Origin of the sequence: Cohnella sp. (genome assembly GCF_041641335.1) — a bacterium.
GTDB lineage: Bacteria > Bacillota > Bacilli > Paenibacillales > Paenibacillaceae > Cohnella.
On the sequence record NZ_JBEPYQ010000138.1, the window covers coordinates 1 to 15448 of the forward strand.

The 15448-nt window shown below is 58.2% G+C and carries 14 protein-coding genes and 1 pseudogene; 11 read left to right on the forward strand and 4 right to left on the reverse strand.

The window, feature by feature from the left end; translation table 11 throughout:
* The 3 genes and pseudogenes from ACESLM_RS28700 to thiD all read left to right on the forward strand — a co-directional run.
* Positions 1 to 288, forward strand: a pseudogene (locus tag ACESLM_RS28700) (thiazole synthase); the annotation flags it as partial.
* Entirely contained in the window at positions 285 to 1565 is a 1281-nt protein-coding gene (gene thiO / locus ACESLM_RS28705) for a glycine oxidase ThiO (RefSeq protein WP_372637670.1), read from the forward strand. The pseudogene ACESLM_RS28700 and the gene thiO, both read left to right, overlap by 4 nt.
* Positions 1562 to 2428 carry a bifunctional hydroxymethylpyrimidine kinase/phosphomethylpyrimidine kinase gene (thiD, locus tag ACESLM_RS28710; protein WP_372637672.1) on the forward strand — a complete coding sequence of 289 codons (867 nt, stop codon included), beginning with the start codon at positions 1562 to 1564 and terminating at the stop codon, positions 2426 to 2428. Before thiO ends, thiD begins: the two co-directional genes overlap by 4 nt.
* A 91-nt stretch (positions 2429 to 2519) precedes the next feature.
* On the opposite strand, the gene ACESLM_RS28715 is transcribed toward thiD, so the two are convergent.
* Complete coding sequence (locus ACESLM_RS28715; protein WP_372637675.1) at positions 2520 to 2912, reverse strand: hypothetical protein; 393 nt, start codon at positions 2910 to 2912, stop codon at positions 2520 to 2522.
* A gap of 132 nt (positions 2913 to 3044) precedes the next feature.
* Here ACESLM_RS28715 and ACESLM_RS28720 point away from each other — a divergent pair, with 132 nt between their 5' ends.
* From ACESLM_RS28720 to zapA, 4 genes are all read left to right on the forward strand, one after another.
* The gene (locus ACESLM_RS28720) at positions 3045 to 3383 is read left to right on the forward strand and encodes a DUF2512 family protein (RefSeq protein WP_372637678.1); all 339 of its coding nucleotides are present in this window, start codon (positions 3045 to 3047) and stop codon (positions 3381 to 3383) included.
* Positions 3384 to 3761: 378 nt separating this feature from the next.
* The gene (gene pheS / locus ACESLM_RS28725; protein ID WP_372637681.1) at positions 3762 to 4796 is read left to right on the forward strand and encodes a phenylalanine--tRNA ligase subunit alpha; all 1035 of its coding nucleotides are present in this window, start codon (positions 3762 to 3764) and stop codon (positions 4794 to 4796) included.
* Positions 4797 to 4834: 38 nt separating this feature from the next.
* A complete protein-coding gene (gene pheT / locus ACESLM_RS28730; protein ID WP_372637684.1) occupies positions 4835 to 7282 on the forward strand; it encodes a phenylalanine--tRNA ligase subunit beta in 2448 nt (815 codons plus the stop codon).
* 110 nt (positions 7283 to 7392) lie between these two features.
* Positions 7393 to 9474, forward strand: a complete 2082-nt coding sequence (zapA, locus tag ACESLM_RS28735; protein WP_372637687.1) for a cell division protein ZapA — start codon at positions 7393 to 7395, stop codon at positions 9472 to 9474.
* 92 nt (positions 9475 to 9566) lie between these two features.
* On the opposite strand, the gene ACESLM_RS28740 is transcribed toward zapA, so the two are convergent.
* Together ACESLM_RS28740 and ACESLM_RS28745 are read right to left on the reverse strand one after the other, a co-directional pair.
* Positions 9567 to 9941, reverse strand: coding sequence for a cupredoxin domain-containing protein (locus ACESLM_RS28740; protein WP_094045536.1), 375 nt, complete (start codon positions 9939 to 9941; stop codon positions 9567 to 9569).
* A gap of 203 nt (positions 9942 to 10144) precedes the next feature.
* Positions 10145 to 10501, reverse strand: a complete 357-nt coding sequence (locus ACESLM_RS28745) for a phage holin family protein (RefSeq protein WP_372637690.1) — start codon at positions 10499 to 10501, stop codon at positions 10145 to 10147.
* A gap of 137 nt (positions 10502 to 10638) precedes the next feature.
* Here ACESLM_RS28745 and ACESLM_RS28750 point away from each other — a divergent pair, with 137 nt between their 5' ends.
* The 4 genes from ACESLM_RS28750 to cysK all read left to right on the forward strand — a co-directional run bounded on the left by ACESLM_RS28750 (position 10639) and on the right by cysK (position 14999).
* Positions 10639 to 12999 (forward strand): endonuclease MutS2, encoded by a 2361-nt coding sequence (locus ACESLM_RS28750; protein WP_372637693.1) that lies wholly within the window; start codon positions 10639 to 10641, stop codon positions 12997 to 12999.
* A gap of 15 nt (positions 13000 to 13014) precedes the next feature.
* A complete protein-coding gene (locus ACESLM_RS28755) occupies positions 13015 to 13434 on the forward strand; it encodes a DUF350 domain-containing protein (protein ID WP_094045542.1) in 420 nt (139 codons plus the stop codon).
* A gap of 111 nt (positions 13435 to 13545) precedes the next feature.
* Positions 13546 to 14085, forward strand: coding sequence for a hypothetical protein (locus ACESLM_RS28760; RefSeq protein WP_372637696.1), 540 nt, complete (start codon positions 13546 to 13548; stop codon positions 14083 to 14085).
* Positions 14082 to 14999, forward strand: a complete 918-nt coding sequence (gene cysK / locus ACESLM_RS28765; RefSeq protein WP_372637699.1) for a cysteine synthase A — start codon at positions 14082 to 14084, stop codon at positions 14997 to 14999. The genes ACESLM_RS28760 and cysK overlap by 4 nt, the downstream gene beginning before the upstream one ends.
* A gap of 67 nt (positions 15000 to 15066) precedes the next feature.
* Here cysK and ACESLM_RS28770 read toward each other — a convergent pair.
* Positions 15067 to 15448, reverse strand: a 382-nt coding sequence (locus ACESLM_RS28770; protein ID WP_372637701.1) for a hypothetical protein, incomplete at its 5' end; no start/stop codon positions are given.

Genomic DNA, 15448 nt, shown 5'->3' on the forward strand with positions numbered 1-15448 from the left:
AGCCTGATTGCCGAGGAGGCGCGGGTTCCCGTCATCGTGGATGCGGGCCTGGGCTCTGCCGGAGACGCCGCTCAGGCGATGGAGCTGGGAGCGGACGGCATTCTCGCCAATACGCCCGTCTCCAAAGCGGTGGACCCGGTGGCGATGGCGCGGGCGATGAGGCTGGCGATCGAAGCGGGGCGGTTGTCCCGGTTGGCCGGACGCATCCCCCGGAAGCGTTACGCCTCAGCCAGCAGCGAACCGGGGGGACGGCTGTTCATACCCGAAGCTTGGGAGGGGAAAACGTGAGCGGAGCGCCGGAAGGAAACGTGGAAGCGAAGCCCGCAACGAAGGTGGCGATGTCTGCTCAATCGGCAGGGCTTGTAGAGTCGGCGCGAGCAGCAGGGTTTGTGGAGCCGGCACGATCGGCGTTTGCGAAGTCTGCGCAATCGGCAGAGGTGCTGATCCTCGGAGGGGGTATCATCGGCCTGTCCAGCGCCTGGGAGGCAGCCAAGCGGGGCTTTCGCGTCACGGTGTTGGAAGCGGAAGAGTTCGGCGGTCAAGCCTCCGGAGCGGCCGCGGGGATGCTGGCGCCGTTCTCGGAAAATCCCGAAAGCTCTGACGCGTTTTTCCAACTGTGCGCAGACAGCCATTCGCGATATGAGAACTGGGTTCGCGAGCTTGAGGAGCTGACGGGTCATTCGGCCGAACTGCGACGCAGCGGGAGCCTGAACGTCGCGTTTCACGAGGCGGATTTCCTGTCTCTGCGAGCCAGGCTCGAGTGGCAGAGCCGATACAGCGCCGGATTCGAGCTGCTTGGCGCATCGGAGCTGCGCCGTTTGGAGCCCGAGTTGTCCGAACAGGCGTTAGGGGCGCTTTATTGTCCCGGCGAGAGCCATGTGTTCGCTCCGAAGCTGGTCGGAGCGCTAGAGGAAGCGTGCCGCCGGGCGGGCGTCCGACTCGTCGCCCGTGCCGGACGCGTTATAGGCTTGGCGCGTGTAGCCGGAGCGGGCGTCTCCGTCCGAACCGCGGGCGCGGGAAGCTGGCAGGCGGATCGGGTCGTCGTATGCGCCGGAGCTTGGAGCGGATTCGTGCGGGAGTGGCTGCCCGTCGACGTGCCGGTTCATCCGATCCGGGGACAGATCTGCGCTTATGACGGGAAGGGCGGCCGCGTGCGTCATCTGATTTTCACCAGCCAAGCGTACTGGGTCGGCAAAAAAGACGGAAGCCTTGTATGCGGAGCCTCCGAAGATGTCGCCGGTTTTGAGCGGAGCGTTACGGAACAGGGCATCGGACGGCTGACGCGCTGGAGCGGCCGCGCGCTTCCGTTCCTGGGCGACGTCGCTCCCTCGCGGGGCTGGGCCGGCTTGCGGCCCGCGACTTTGGACGGCTGGCCGCTGATCGGCTCCGTCACCGGCGTCCCGGAGCTGATGCTGGCGTGCGGTCATTATCGCAACGGCATTTTGCTAAGTCCGGCGACGGCGGCTCTAGTTGGAGACCTGCTAGAAGGGAAATGCGACGGATACGGGAAAGCCTTCGGGATCGAGCGGTTCTCTCCTGCCTGGAAGAGGAGAGGATTCGGATGAGCGTTCCCGTGCGTCCGTCCGGCGAAGCTCCATCCTCTCGCCGCCCGCGGGTTTTGACGGTCGCCGGCTCGGATTCGGGCGGAGGAGCGGGCATTCAGGCGGATCTGAAGACGTTTCAGGAGCTTGGCGTATACGGGATGAGCGTCGTGACGGCGGTGACGGCGCAAAACAGCTTAGGGGTGCAGCGCGTGGAGGCGGTCTCCCCGGATATGGTGGAAGCGCAGCTCGAAAGCGTGCTGTCCGACATCGGGGCCGATGCCGTCAAGACGGGAATGCTGCCCCAGTCGGCCCATATCGAAGCGGCGGCGAGTTCTTTTGCGCGGCATCGGGTCAAAAGGCTTGTCGTCGATCCGGTAGGCGCCGCTTCGGACGGCTCGACGCTCATGGACGACGGAGCGTTCGAAGCGATGAAGCGCCTGCTGCTGCCGATGGCGGAAGTCGTCACGCCAAACCTGCCGGAAGCTTGTCGACTGCTCGACGTCCGTTCCGACGACATTCGAACGGTTGCGGATATGGAACGATTGGCGAAGCGGCTGCTCGCGTTGGGCGCACGGCGTGTGTTTCTTAAGGGCGGCCACAGGGCGGGAGCGGAAGCCGTCGACGTATTCGTCTCCGCGGAACGGCCAGACGAAACGCGGTTGTTCGCGGGTCCGCGCTATCCGACTCCCCATACGCACGGAACGGGCTGCACGACGGCGTCCGCCATCGCGGCCCTTCTGGCGAAAGGGGCTCTGCCGGAGGAGGCATGCCTAGAAGCAAAGGCGTTCGTGACCGCGGCGATTTCGGAAGCTTTTTCAATCGGGGGAGGCACGGGGACTCTCTGGCACGGCGCATTTGCGAAAAAGCGGCTGGTTTTGCGTTAATCGGCTTGATTGCGGTTCCCTGCCAAAACGGGGAATGTCCTTTAGGTCACATTTTTGACCTTTTGGGACATTCCCCGTCGGCGTTGCTGGGTTATTGCATCGACCGGAAGTTGGCGCTCGAGCCGGGGGAATTGTAGCTGTTCATCGGCTGAGCGAAGCCTTGATTCATCGGTTGGGAGGCGCTCGATTGGGTGATGGAGGCGTTAAACTGCAGATGCGCCATTTGCTCGATTTGCCTGCACAGGTTGGATACTTGGTTCAATTGCTGAATGGCGGTTTGATGCCCTTGCAGCGCGGTTTGGATCATCTGGGCGGCTCTTTGCTCTCTTTGGGCCAGCTCTTCCAGACGCTGCGCGTTTTGCTGCTCCTGCTGCAGAAGCATTTGGTAATTTTGGCTGGCTTGCTGCGTTTGATGGATCAACTGCTGAACGATCTGTTCGCACTGATGTAAGGACTGACTCCATTGCGGATTGGCGTAGTTCATAGTAAAACCCTCCTCTGGAATAGTGAACCGGATTTAGGTTTCCTTGAGCCCGAAGATTTATTCGCGCGAGATCGGGAATAAACGGAGGGCAGGGAACGAACAATACCGGAAAAAAGCGGAGAAGGTGGCAAAATGAAATTTGTGCTGAAGTGGCTGCTCAACGGGGTTATCGTAGTGACGATGCTGATGTACTATGCGGAGGTTTCTTTTATCAACGCGGCGCTTACAGCGACCGTGCTTACTTTGATCGCATACTTCGTGGGAGATCAAATGATTTTGCGCGCTACGAACAACGCGGTTGCAACGATCTCCGACGCCGTTCTTGCGTTCGCCGTGCTTTGGGGAGCCGCCTATATGATGGACTGGCCTTTAAGCTTTGGAGAAGCGCTTATCATTACGGCGATTCTTGGCATTGCCGAATGGTTCCTGCATCGTTACGTGTTTCGTTCGAACCTTGCCGTTCGCGCGTAATCAGGTATAATTGTGCGAGAATCGGCTTGCTTGCAGTCTCCTGATCCCCTATAATGGTCAATAAATGCACAAATGCGACGATGGAGAAAAGTAAGCAGTGCCTTCTTACAGGGAGGGAGCGCCGAAGATTGCGAGCGTTCCTAAGAAATCAGGCTGCCGAAGTTCGCTCCGGAGCAGATCTCTGAACGTTCGGCTGCGGCCGTCCAGTAGGAGATACCGGCTTGCGGCCCGTTACGCCGCGTGAAGCGGGAATGTCCAAGCGCCGGCAAGGCGCGGTCCGAATGCGGACAGGGGCGTTCCAACAAGGGTGGTACCACGGTCTTTTCGTCCCTTACGGGAGAGAAGGCTTTTTATTTTGTCGCGAGAAGGAGAATGGTGATGAAGGAACGATTAGAGGCTTTGCGGAGCGAAGCGCTGGATAAGCTGCAAACCGTGGCGGACGCCGCCGCGCTGAACGATCTCCGCGTGCATTATTTGGGCAAGAAGGGGCAGCTTACCGAAATTTTGCGCGGCATGGGCTCGCTCAGCGCCGAGGAGCGCCCGATCATCGGGCAGGTCGGCAACGAGGTTCGCGCGGCGATCGAAGCCGTTATCGCGGAGAAGCAGGAAATCTTCGATCGGGCGGCGACCGCTCACCGTCTGCAAGCCGAGACGATCGACGTTACGCTGCCGGGCAAAAAGTCCGCCGTCGGCGCCGTTCACCCGTTGAACAAAATCGTCGAGGAAATTGAAGACATTTTCATCGGGATGGGTTATACGGTGGCGGAAGGCCCGGAGGTGGAGACGGACTTCTTCAACTTCGAAGCGCTCAATCTGCCGAAAAATCACCCCGCGCGCGACATGCAGGATTCCTTCTATATTACGGACGAGATTTTGCTGCGCACGCAGACGTCGCCGGTACAGATTCGCACGATGAAAGCGATGAACGGCCGGACGCCGGTCAAAGTCATCTGTCCGGGCAAAGTATATCGCCGCGACGACGACGATGCGACGCATTCGTTCATGTTCCATCAGATCGAAGGACTGGTCATCGGGCCGAACATTCGCATGAGCGACTTGAAAGGGACGCTGCTGCAATTCGTCCGGGAAATGTACGGCTCGCAGATGCAAATCCGCCTGCGCCCAAGCTTCTTCCCGTTCACGGAGCCGAGCGCGGAGGTCGACGTCACCTGCGCCCAATGCGGCGGCAGCGGCTGCCGGATGTGCAAGCATACCGGCTGGATCGAAATTCTCGGCTGCGGCATGGTGCATCCGAAGGTGCTCGAATACGGCGGCTACGATCCGAAGGAAGTAACCGGCTTCGCGTTCGGCATGGGCGTGGAACGGATCGCGCTGCTGAAATACGGCATTGACGACATCCGTCATTTCTACGCGAACGATACGAAGTTCTTGAGCCAGTTCGCCAAAATATAACGCGATAAAAATTACGATAAAAACGAGGGGAGTTTCCCATGAACGTATCCTATCGGTGGTTATCCGATTATATCGATTTGAGCGGCATTCCCGCCGAGCAACTGGCGGAGATGATGACGCGGGGAGGCATCGAGATCGATTCCGTGCCGTCTCGCAATGCGGGCGTTACCGGCGTAGTCGTCGGCTATGTGAAAAAGAGAGAGAAGCATCCCGACGCGGATAAGCTGAGCGTCTGCACCGTCGACGCCGGAACGGGCGAAGACCTGCAGATCGTCTGCGGCGCGTCGAACATCGGCGCGGATATGAAGGTGCCGGTTGCCGTCGTTGGCGCGAAGCTGCCGGGAGGCCTGAACATCAAGCGCGCGAAGCTGCGCGGCGTGGAATCGCAGGGCATGATCTGCTCGGCTCGTGAGCTCGGCATCAACGACAAGCTGCTGCCGAAGGAGCAACAAGAAGGCATTCTCGTGCTCCCACCCGAGACCGAGATCGGACGTGACATCCTCGACGTGCTTGCGCTGGACGACTCGATCCTCGAGCTCGACCTGACTCCGAATCGTTCGGACTGCCTCAGCATGCTCGGCGTGGCCTACGAGGTGTCGGCGCTGACCGGCCGTCCGCTGAATTTGCCCGATCCGGCAAAAGACATTTATTCGGCTGCGGAAATCACTTCGGATTATGTCCGGGTGTCGATCAGCTCTCCGGAGCATTGCTCGCTGTACACCGCCCGCTACATTAAAGGAGTCAAGGTCGCCCCTGCGCCGCAATGGATTCAGAATCGTCTGATCGCTGCGGGCGTAAGGCCGATCAACAACATCGTCGACATTACGAACTATGTCATGCTGGAATACGGCCAACCGCTGCATGCGTTCGACGCAGGCAAGGTAGCCGGCGGACGCATCGACGTTCGTCTGGCGCAGGCCGGCGAGACGCTCGTGACGCTCGACGATCAGGAGCGCAAGCTGGAGCCGCACATGCTCGTCATCGCGGACGCGGAGAAGGCGATCGGCTTGGCCGGCGTAATGGGCGGCGCGAACTCCGAAGTGTCCGAGGGCACGACGGACATCATTCTGGAATCGGCGAAATTCGACGGCAGCACGGTTCGACGCACTTCGCGCCAGTTGGGCTTGCGTTCGGAGGCGTCCGCCCGGTTCGAGAAGGAAGTCGATCCGGACCGGGTCCGCGCGGCGCTGGATCGCGCTGCGGGATTGATTGCCCGTTATGCGGAAGGACTTGTGACGGAGGGCGTCGCCGAAGCGGAAGTGTCCGCGAAGCAGCCGGCCGTCATCGATCTGTCCCTCTCCCGCGTGAACGGCATGCTCGGAACGGAGCTGTCTTCGCTGGAGATCAAGACGATTCTGTCCCGGCTGCAATTCAAGGTTGAGGCAAGCGGCGACGATATCTGGAAGGTCACCGTTCCTTCGCGGCGCGGGGACATTTCCCGCGACGTCGATCTCGTGGAGGAGATTGCGCGTCTGCACGGCTATGACGAAATTCCGACGACGCCGATCGAAGGCCCGACGACACCGGGCTCCCTGACGAAGCCGCAAGCGATTCGCCGCGTATTGCGGACGATTCTGACCGGCTCGGGACTGCACGAGGCGATCAGCTATTCCGTAACCTCGCTGCCGAGAACGGAGCTGTTTGCGGAGCTGGCGGCCGGCGCCAAGCCGATCGCGCTGGCAATGCCGATGAGCGAGGAGCGCAGCGTGCTTCGCACGACGCTCATTCCAAGCTTGCTGGAGGCGGCTGCCTATAACCTGAATCGGAAAAACAACGATGTCGCCCTGTTCGAAATCGGCAACGTCTATCACACGGACGAAACGACGCTGACGAGACTGCCGAACGAGAAGCCGAGAGCGGCGCTGCTGCTGCTGGGCAACCGCCGTACCGCGGCATGGAACCGTACTGCGGAGTCTGTCGATTTCTATGATGCGAAGGGCATTCTGGAGCAAGCGTTCGACCGGCTCGGTCTGACGGGACGCATCTCCTATGAAGCCGCTCAGCCGGCGGGCTTCCATCCGGGCCGCACGGCCGCGGTCGTCATTCGCACGGAGCGCGGCAGCGAGACGATCGGCTACGTCGGCCAGGTGCATCCGGAGACGCAGCGCGAGTTCGATCTGCCCGATGCGTATGTGGCCGAGCTTGAGCTGGAGCCGATCTACGAATATGCGGATGCGAGCATCGAGTACCGCATCCTGCCCCGTTATCCGGCGATCGAGCGCGATATCGCGGTCGTCGTGGATCGGAGCGTCGCAGGCGGAGCGCTGACGGAGACGATCGCCGTTTCCGCCGGAGAGCTGCTGGAGTCCGTGAAGGTGTTCGACGTGTATACCGGAGAGAGAATCGGCAGCGACAAGAAGAGCGTTGCTTTGGCGCTTGTCTACCGTCACGCGGAACGTACGCTGACGGACGAGGAAGTCGGAGAGGCGCATGCTCGCGTGCTTGCGCAGCTGGAACAATCTTACGGCGCGGAACTTCGGAAATAGGCAGGAAACGATAAGGGAGGCAGCGAATACATCTAGACGCCGGTTGGCGGAAGATGGTTCGCTGCTTTTGTTACATACCATTACTACGAATGCAATGGGAGGATCACGCCGTGAGCAGTCAGGATAAAACGCGTGTCACCGTTGACATATATGGAACGCAGTATACGATAACGGGACATACAAGCACGGAGTATATGAAAAGGGTAGCCGGAATCGTCAACGATCAGATGAATAAGGTGAACGTCGGTTACCCAAAGCTCGATCTGCCGAAGTTGGCCGTGCTCGCAGCCGTGAATATTGCGGACGAGCTTCTTCGCTTGCGGAGGGAGAACGAGCAGTTACTGAAAACCGAGCATGACCAGCAGCTTCGGATCGAAGAGCTGGAAAGCGCCCGGTCTTCGTTGTCGCAAGAGCTCGAAGGCTTGAAGGAGCGATCCGCGCTGGAGCTGGAGGCGGTCAAGTCGCGAGCGGCCGAAGAGCTGGGGACAGCGAGAACGGAGAGCGAAGCGAAGCTGGAAACGGCGCGATCGGAGGCCGATGCGCAACTGGAGGCCGCGCGAGCGGAAGCGGAGGCGAAGCTGGAAGCCTTCAGGTCCGAATCCGTCAAGGAGTTGGAGGCTGCTCGGGAGCAAGCCGCAGCCGAGCTCGCATCCGCGAAGGCGCAATTCGCTTCCGAGTTGGAGGAGCTGAGGCTGAACTCCGAGTTGGAGGTTGCCCTTGCGGAAACCGCGCTCGAAACCGCCAGGAAAGAGGCGGCAAGCGAGCTGCAAGCGGTCAGGACGCAAGCCGCAGAAGAGTTGGCGCAAGCGGAAGCCCAGGCGGAGCAGCGTCTGACAAGCTTGAGAGCGAGCTTAAACGCGGAGATGGAGCGGCGGAAGCAGGCTGCTGCGCAAGCGTTGCAGGCGGTTAAAGCACAAGCGGCGTCGGAGCTGGAGCAAGCCGAGTCGAAGGCGGAGCAGCGTCTGGCGAGTATGAAGGCGGGCTTGAACGCGGAGCTTGAGCGGCAGAAGCAAGCGGCGGCGCAAGCACTGCAGGCCGCCAAGACCCAAGCGGCATCGGAGCTGGCACAGGCCCAAGCGGAAGCGGAAAAGCAACTGGCGAGCTCGATAGAGCTAAGCGAAGAGCTTGAGCGGCTGAAGCGGGAGGCCGAGGAGCTGGCGCTTGTTAAAGCGCAAGCCGAAGCGGATTTGCAGGCAGCGAAGCAGCAAGCCGAAGCCGATCGTCAGGCACTGGAGAGGAAAGCGGCTTCCGAGCTCGAAGAGGCGAAGCTGGAGGCTGAACTTGAACTCGAACAAGCGAAGCTTGACGCCGACAATGCTCTGGAGGCTGCTCGGCGAGAAGCGAAGCGGAGTGCGGCCGACGAGCTTGCTAAGCTGGAAGAGGCTCTAGCCGGTGAAAAAGCGAACGCAGCCGCGGAGTTGGCAAGAGCGAGGGCTGAAGCGGATAGTCGATTAGCGGAAGAGCTGGCGAAAATAAAAGCCCATGCAGCTGCCGAACTTCAAGAGCTGGAGGCGATGTACTCCGAGGAACTGGAAGCCGTCAAGGCGGAACTCGAGACATTGGCTTCCGAGCAAAGCAAATGGCGCTCCAAAGAGAAGGAGTGGCAGCAGCTGCGCGAACGGCTTGAGAGCGACGCGGAGCGATGGGCCGCGGAAGCGGAAGACCAGAGGAAAACCGTCCTCGAACAGCAGGAGATGCTGCAGGAAGTGGAAATGCAAACGACGGAGCGTTTCGACAAGCAGCAGGAAGCTTTGGAAGAAGCGCTGCGGGAAAAAGAAGAGCTGGCCCGTGAGCTCTCCGAGCGGGACGATCAGGAACGGAGTTGGAGCGAGACGATTCGCGAGCTTCGGGAGAGTCTGTCTGAGTCTCAGCAGAATCAGCAAGCTGCCGCCGGCAGAATCCGTGAGCTGGAAGAGCGGGTCGCCGAGCTGGATCGCTCCCGTGCGGCGCTTGGCGAGGCTGCAGAGCGGGCGGAGCGTGAATTGGAAACGGCGCTCGCGGAAGCCGCCGCGGCTCCTTCCCGGGAAGCGGACGCTGCTGCCCTGGACGAGCTGCTCGAACAAGCCGCGCTGGGCACAAGGCTTCGCGCGGAGCTGGAGCAGCTCCAAGCCGAGCATTCCAAGCTGAACGAAGAGTACAGAAAGCTTCAAAACGAGTACAACGAATGGATCGACATGCTTGAACAAGAATAACTAACCGCAGAGCATGCGAAAAAAAGGCGATTGATTCGGGTTTCTATCCGAATCAATCGCCTTGAACTGCTTAAGGGGTTAGCTTAATGAAATTAGCTTACGACAATCTTCGCGATCATGTCCGAGTGGCCTTGTCCGCACATAATGCTGCACCGGACTTCGTAGGTGCCCGCAGGCAGAGTGATCACTTTCGACTTGTTGCCCCTGATCGCGATGTCTTGTCCGACGACTTCGATTCCGTGGGCTCCGCTCAAGTTTTCCAGCGTTAATTTGACGGGCGTGTCCTTCGGCAAAGCGTATTCTTTCTGGTCGAACTCCCAGTTACTCGCTTTTATAACGACCTCTTGGGAATAAGTTTCCTCGCTAGCCGAAGAGTTATTCCCGGATTTTGTATCGTTGCCCCCGCATGCCGATAAAACGAGAACCAATGCCGCCAGGGTGAGGAAATAGGCGATTTTTCTTTGCATGTCATCCGACCTCCGTACCGATAAAATGGCGGGCGGTTTATCTCTCTATCCGATTCCGCCTGCACACCATTGTACCATAAGGTCGTCGGCGCCTATTCCCTAATCTATGGCAGAGTCATGACATTATTCTAAAAAGGGAAAAGCGTACCGAACGCACGCAAGGCCTCTTCGCCGGTAACGAGGAGGCCTTGCGCTTCATTTCGTCAGCTTCTTTGCTTGCCGGCTTCGTACGGGGATGCGATCGGAATGAACAAATCGATAATCCCGATCACGAGAGCCGCCAACAACGAGCCGATAATCGTCACTTCGACGTGACCGACGACGAACTGAGCTAGCCAGATTACAAGGGCGCTGCTCAGGAATCCGACGATTCCCCGTCCGAACGGAGTGACTTTTTTACCGAAGATTCCTTCGATGATCCACCCCAGCACGGCGATGACGACTGCGAGCATAAGAGCGCTCCAGAATCCGCCTACGGAAAATTGAGGGACGAGCCAACCGACGACCATCAAAACGATGGCTGCGACGATGAAGCGAACGATCGTGCCGATGACATTCATTTTTTCGACCTCCTTTGGATGTAGTTTATCCCGAGATTCGATCCCTATGAGTCGACGGCAAAAAAGTCGAAAAATCCGTTGCTTTCGCATGGATGAAGGATTCGGCTATAATAAAGGCGAAGGAGATGACAATTGCCGTGAACGAGAAGGCTTTACATACACTTGAATACGATAAAATCATTCGCCGGCTGGCGGGGCTCGCTTCGACCAGCTTGGGCAAAGAAGAAGCGGAGAAACTGACGCCCAGCCGCGAGCTGGCGATCGTAAAGCGCCGGCTGGCTGCCACGGAGGAAGCGTCTAAAGCCGTCAGTCTGAAAGGGACGCCGCCTTTCGGAGGGATTACGGACATTCGTTCTTCCCTCCAGCGCGCCAAGCTTCAGGGAATGCTTCAGCCTCCCGAGCTGATGGAAGTCGCGCAATTTATTATGGGCTCGCGTCGGCTGAGCCGATTCATATCGTCCGCCGGAGAGGAGACGGAGCTTCCGCTGCTTTTGGATCTGTGCGAACCATTGACCGACTTCAAAGCTGTGGAGGACGAGATTCGCAGATGCATCGACGAGCAGGGAGACGTTCTCGACTCCGCCAGCCCGGAGCTGGCTTCCGTCCGCAGAGACATCCGGGTCAACGAAGGACGCGCCAGAGAAAAGCTGGAGAGCTTGATCCGTTCCTCCTCGGTTCAGAAAATGCTTCAGGAAACGTTGATCACGATGCGCAACGATCGCTACGTTATCCCGGTGAAGCAGGAGTATCGTTCTCATTTCGGAGGAATCGTCCACGATCAATCGGGTAGCGGCGCGACGCTGTTTATCGAGCCCGAAGCCGTCGTGCAGATGAACAATAAGCTTCGCGAGCTGAAGATCAGGGAGCAGAACGAGATCGAGCGCATTTTGCGCAAACTCACCGCCGAGATCGGGGAACGCGCGGATTTGCTCGCGGGCGATGCGGAAATTCTCGGGATCATTGATTTTATTTTCGCCAAAGCTTCTTTAGCGCATGCGTTATCCGCCACGCTTCCGGTCATGAACGACGAGGGCAAAATTCTTCTGCGCAGAGGCCGGCATCCGCTTCTGGACATAAAGACGGCCGTGCCGATCGATATCGAAATGGGCGAGAGCTACACCTCGATCATCGTGACCGGTCCAAATACGGGAGGGAAGACCGTTTCCCTGAAAACGATCGGATTGCTCAGCCTGATGGCAATGTCCGGTTTGTTCGTGCCTGCCGAAGACGGCAGCCGGCTTTGCGTGTTCGACGGCATTTATGCCGATATCGGGGATGAGCAAAGCATCGAGCAAAGCTTGAGCACGTTTTCCAGCCATATGACGAATCTGATTTCGATGTTGGGGCAAGTAACCAGCCGCAGTCTGGTATTGCTTGACGAGCTTGGGGCGGGTACGGATCCCGCGGAAGGCTCCGCTCTTGCTATCGCGATTTTGGAGCATCTTCAGAAGCTCGGCTGCAGGCTGATCGCGACGACTCACTACAGCGAGCTGAAGGCTTACGCCTACAATCGGGACGGTATCATCAATGCGAGTATGGAATTCGACGTGGCTACGTTGAGACCGACTTACCGTCTGTTGGTCGGCGTCCCGGGAAGAAGCAACGCATTCGCGATCGCGGAGAGGCTCGGTCTTCCGAAGAGCATTATCGATCATGCCCGTGGCGAAGTGAGCGAAGACGAATTAAAGGTCGATTCGATGATCGCTTCATTGGAGCAAGATCGCTTGCAAGCCGAAACGGAACGGCGAACTGCAGAAATGTTGCGACTTGAGACGGAGAAGTTGCGTAAAGAAATACAGGAGGAGCGCTTCAAGTTTCAGGAGCAGAGAGCGAAGCTGTTGGATGCGGCACGCGAGGAAGCGCGTCAACAGGTGACCAAAGCCCGGCGGGAGGCCGAGGAGATCATAGCCGATCTTCGCAAGCTGGCCTTGGAAGAAGGAGCATCGGTCAAGGAACATAAGCTGATCGAAGCCAAGAAGCGGCTAGAGGAAGCGATTCCCGACCCTGTCGCCAAGCCGTCTCGCCATAGCGGAACGAAGCCTGCGAAGATCGAAGCGGGAGACGAAGTGAAAGTTCACAGTCTGAACGGGCAAAAAGGGCATGTCGTCGAGCTCACAGGAAGCGGAGAGGCCGTCGTACAGCTTGGCATTTTGAAGATGAAGGTTCCTGTGGCAGATCTGGAGCCGACGCGCGCGGCTTCGGCCGGCATAGCGCCAGCGCAAGCGACAACGGTCAAACGATCCCGCGACGAGAGCATCCGCACCGAGCTGGATCTGCGAGGGATGGCGCTGGATGAGGCGATTATGGAAGTGGATCGTTTCCTTGACGAAGCTTTTCTTGGCAATCTGGGGCAAGTCTACATCATACACGGCAAAGGTACAGGCGCTTTGCGCAGCGGGGTGCAAGACTTTCTTAGGCGTCATAAGCACGTTAAAAGTTACCGGTTAGGCCAATTCGGGGAAGGCGGCGCGGGCGTATCCGTAGCCGAGCTTCATTAACGGGAGGTCTTGCGAATGCAGGATGTTGTCGATTCCATCATGTCTCAGCCTTTTCTTGCGGTATTGGCTTATTTCTCCGTAGGAATACTGGCGTTGATCGTCTTTCTCTCATGCTTCGAATGGGTGACGAAGTACGACGGATGGAAGGAAATCGGCAGAGGCAACTTGGCGGCAGCGATGGCGACCGGAGGCAAAATATTCGGAATTTGCAACATTTTCCGTTTCTCTATCGAAGCTAACGATACGATTTATCAAAGCATTCTGTGGTCGGCCGTCGGATTCGTTCTGCTGCTCGTCGCTTATTTTCTGTTCGAGTTTTTTACCCCGGTATTCCGGGTCGACGAAGAAATCGGCAAGGATAATCGCGCGGTAGGGCTGCTGTCCCTCGTGCTGTCCGTTTCTTTATCCTACATTATTGGCGCAGCCGTCATCTAAGCTCGGAGGGAACAAACGTCATGAAGTATTTGTGGGGAACTTTGCTTGTCTTGGCGATCTTGTTTATCGCGGTTGGCGTATTTTATATGATGAAGGAGGCGTAAAGCCCAAATGTCGGTCATCATTTGCCCATGGTGTCAAAGCGAAATCCTTCAAGAAGAAGGAGAAGAGCCGGAGAAAATATGTCCGGTGTGTGAAAACGAACTCGACGGCTATCGTACGCTGCAATTCAGTATCGGTGATGAAGAGGACGAAGAGGAAGAGGACAACGAGGATATTGAAGAGGAAGAGCGTTCGATTTCCATCGATGACGAGGATCTCGGTTGGCTGGACGACGAGTCGTTGGAATCGAGCGAGGATCTGGAGCGTTTCGAAGAGGGCGTAGAGTCGTTGTACGACGAACAGGAACTCGTTCCCGAATGTCCGCTTTGTCACGAGTATATGATTGAAACCGGGGAGCGTATTGTCGGAGCTTCCGAGTTCTTCCCGCGAGTTCCGGATAGTTTGGGAGAACCTTTGCTGGAAGCGCCGTTTAAATTGACGATGTACGTGTGCCCTTCTTGTTTTACCGTACATTCGTTTCTCGGCGACGAAGACCGCCAACGGCTTGTCCGCCGCATAAGTCAAAGAGATAAGGAGAACTTGGTATGACCCGCATTGTCAATTCCGTAATCGAACTGATCGGGGACACTCCTGCTGTCGCATTGCGCCGCTTGACCGGACCGGAGGACGCTGAAGTGCTCGTCAAGCTGGAGAAGATGAACCCGAGCGGCAGCGTTAAAGATCGCGCGGCATCCGGTCTGCTCATGGACGCGGAAGCGCGAGGATTGATCAAGCCGGGCAGCCTGATCATCGAGCCAACCAGTGGTAATACGGGCATCGGACTTGCCATGTATGCGGCCGCGCGAGGCTACCGGCTTATTCTTGTCATGCCGGACAATATGACCGCAGAGCGAATTTCGCTGCTCCGCGCTTACGGAGCGGAAGTGGTGCTGACGCCTGCGGCCGAGCGCATGCCAGGAGCCATCGCCAAAGCGCGTGAGCTTCTGGAGCAGAACCCGGGCAGCTACATGCCGAATCAATTCGAGAATCCTGCCAATCCGAATATTCACCGCACGACAACCGCCTTGGAAATTCTCGAACAGACGGACGGTCTCTTGGACGCGTTCGTCGCAACTTCCGGTACCGGAGGAACGATTACCGGCACAGGAGAAGCGTTGAAGGAGAAACTTCCCGGTCTGTATGTCGCCGTCGTAGAACCCGCCGGTTCTCCCGTGCTTTCCGGCGGTCAGCCGGGCCCCCACAAACTGGTCGGGACAAGCCCGGGATTCGTTCCGCAAATTTTGAACACATCGATCTATGATGAAATCGTCCAAGTCAAGGATGAGGATGCGCTGGAGACGACGAGACGTTTAGCCCGATTGGAGGGCTTGTTGGTCGGTCCGTCGTCCGGAGCGTCCGTCTGGGCCGCTTTGCAGGTTGCCCGCCGCCTGGGTCCAGGGAAACGCGTGCTATGCATCGCTCCCGATACAGGGGAGCGGTACTTGAGCATGGATATATTTTAATGCTGGCTTAGCTCATGCATATATTCTGTAAGCCATTGACGCTCGCGTACTCCGCGGGCGTTTTTGTTTATGCCGCTGCCCGGACCTTCCGCTCGCGAAGCATTCCGTATTCGTTTAACGTGTAAATCGTCGCGCAGGAGGCAAGAATCAGGCTGGAAAGCGCTCCGATGAAATGATGAGAGTAGTTGCTCCGGAACCGGTACTCGTAATAGTAGTACAGCATGTTCCATTTGGACACGCGTCTGCCGTAATATCGCCGAATAAAGGCACGGGCTCTTCTGTGCATCTTCAGCATGATCCGCCGCACGATCGGCTGTTGCCCGGAGCGTTTCTCGCGACTCCAGAAATCCAGTAGGAGCGTGGGTTCCGACTTGTGCATGGCCAGGCGGATTTTGCGCAGCAATCTGTCGGCCGTGCGCTGCTGGATGCTGAGCGTCTGAGCCAGCTTG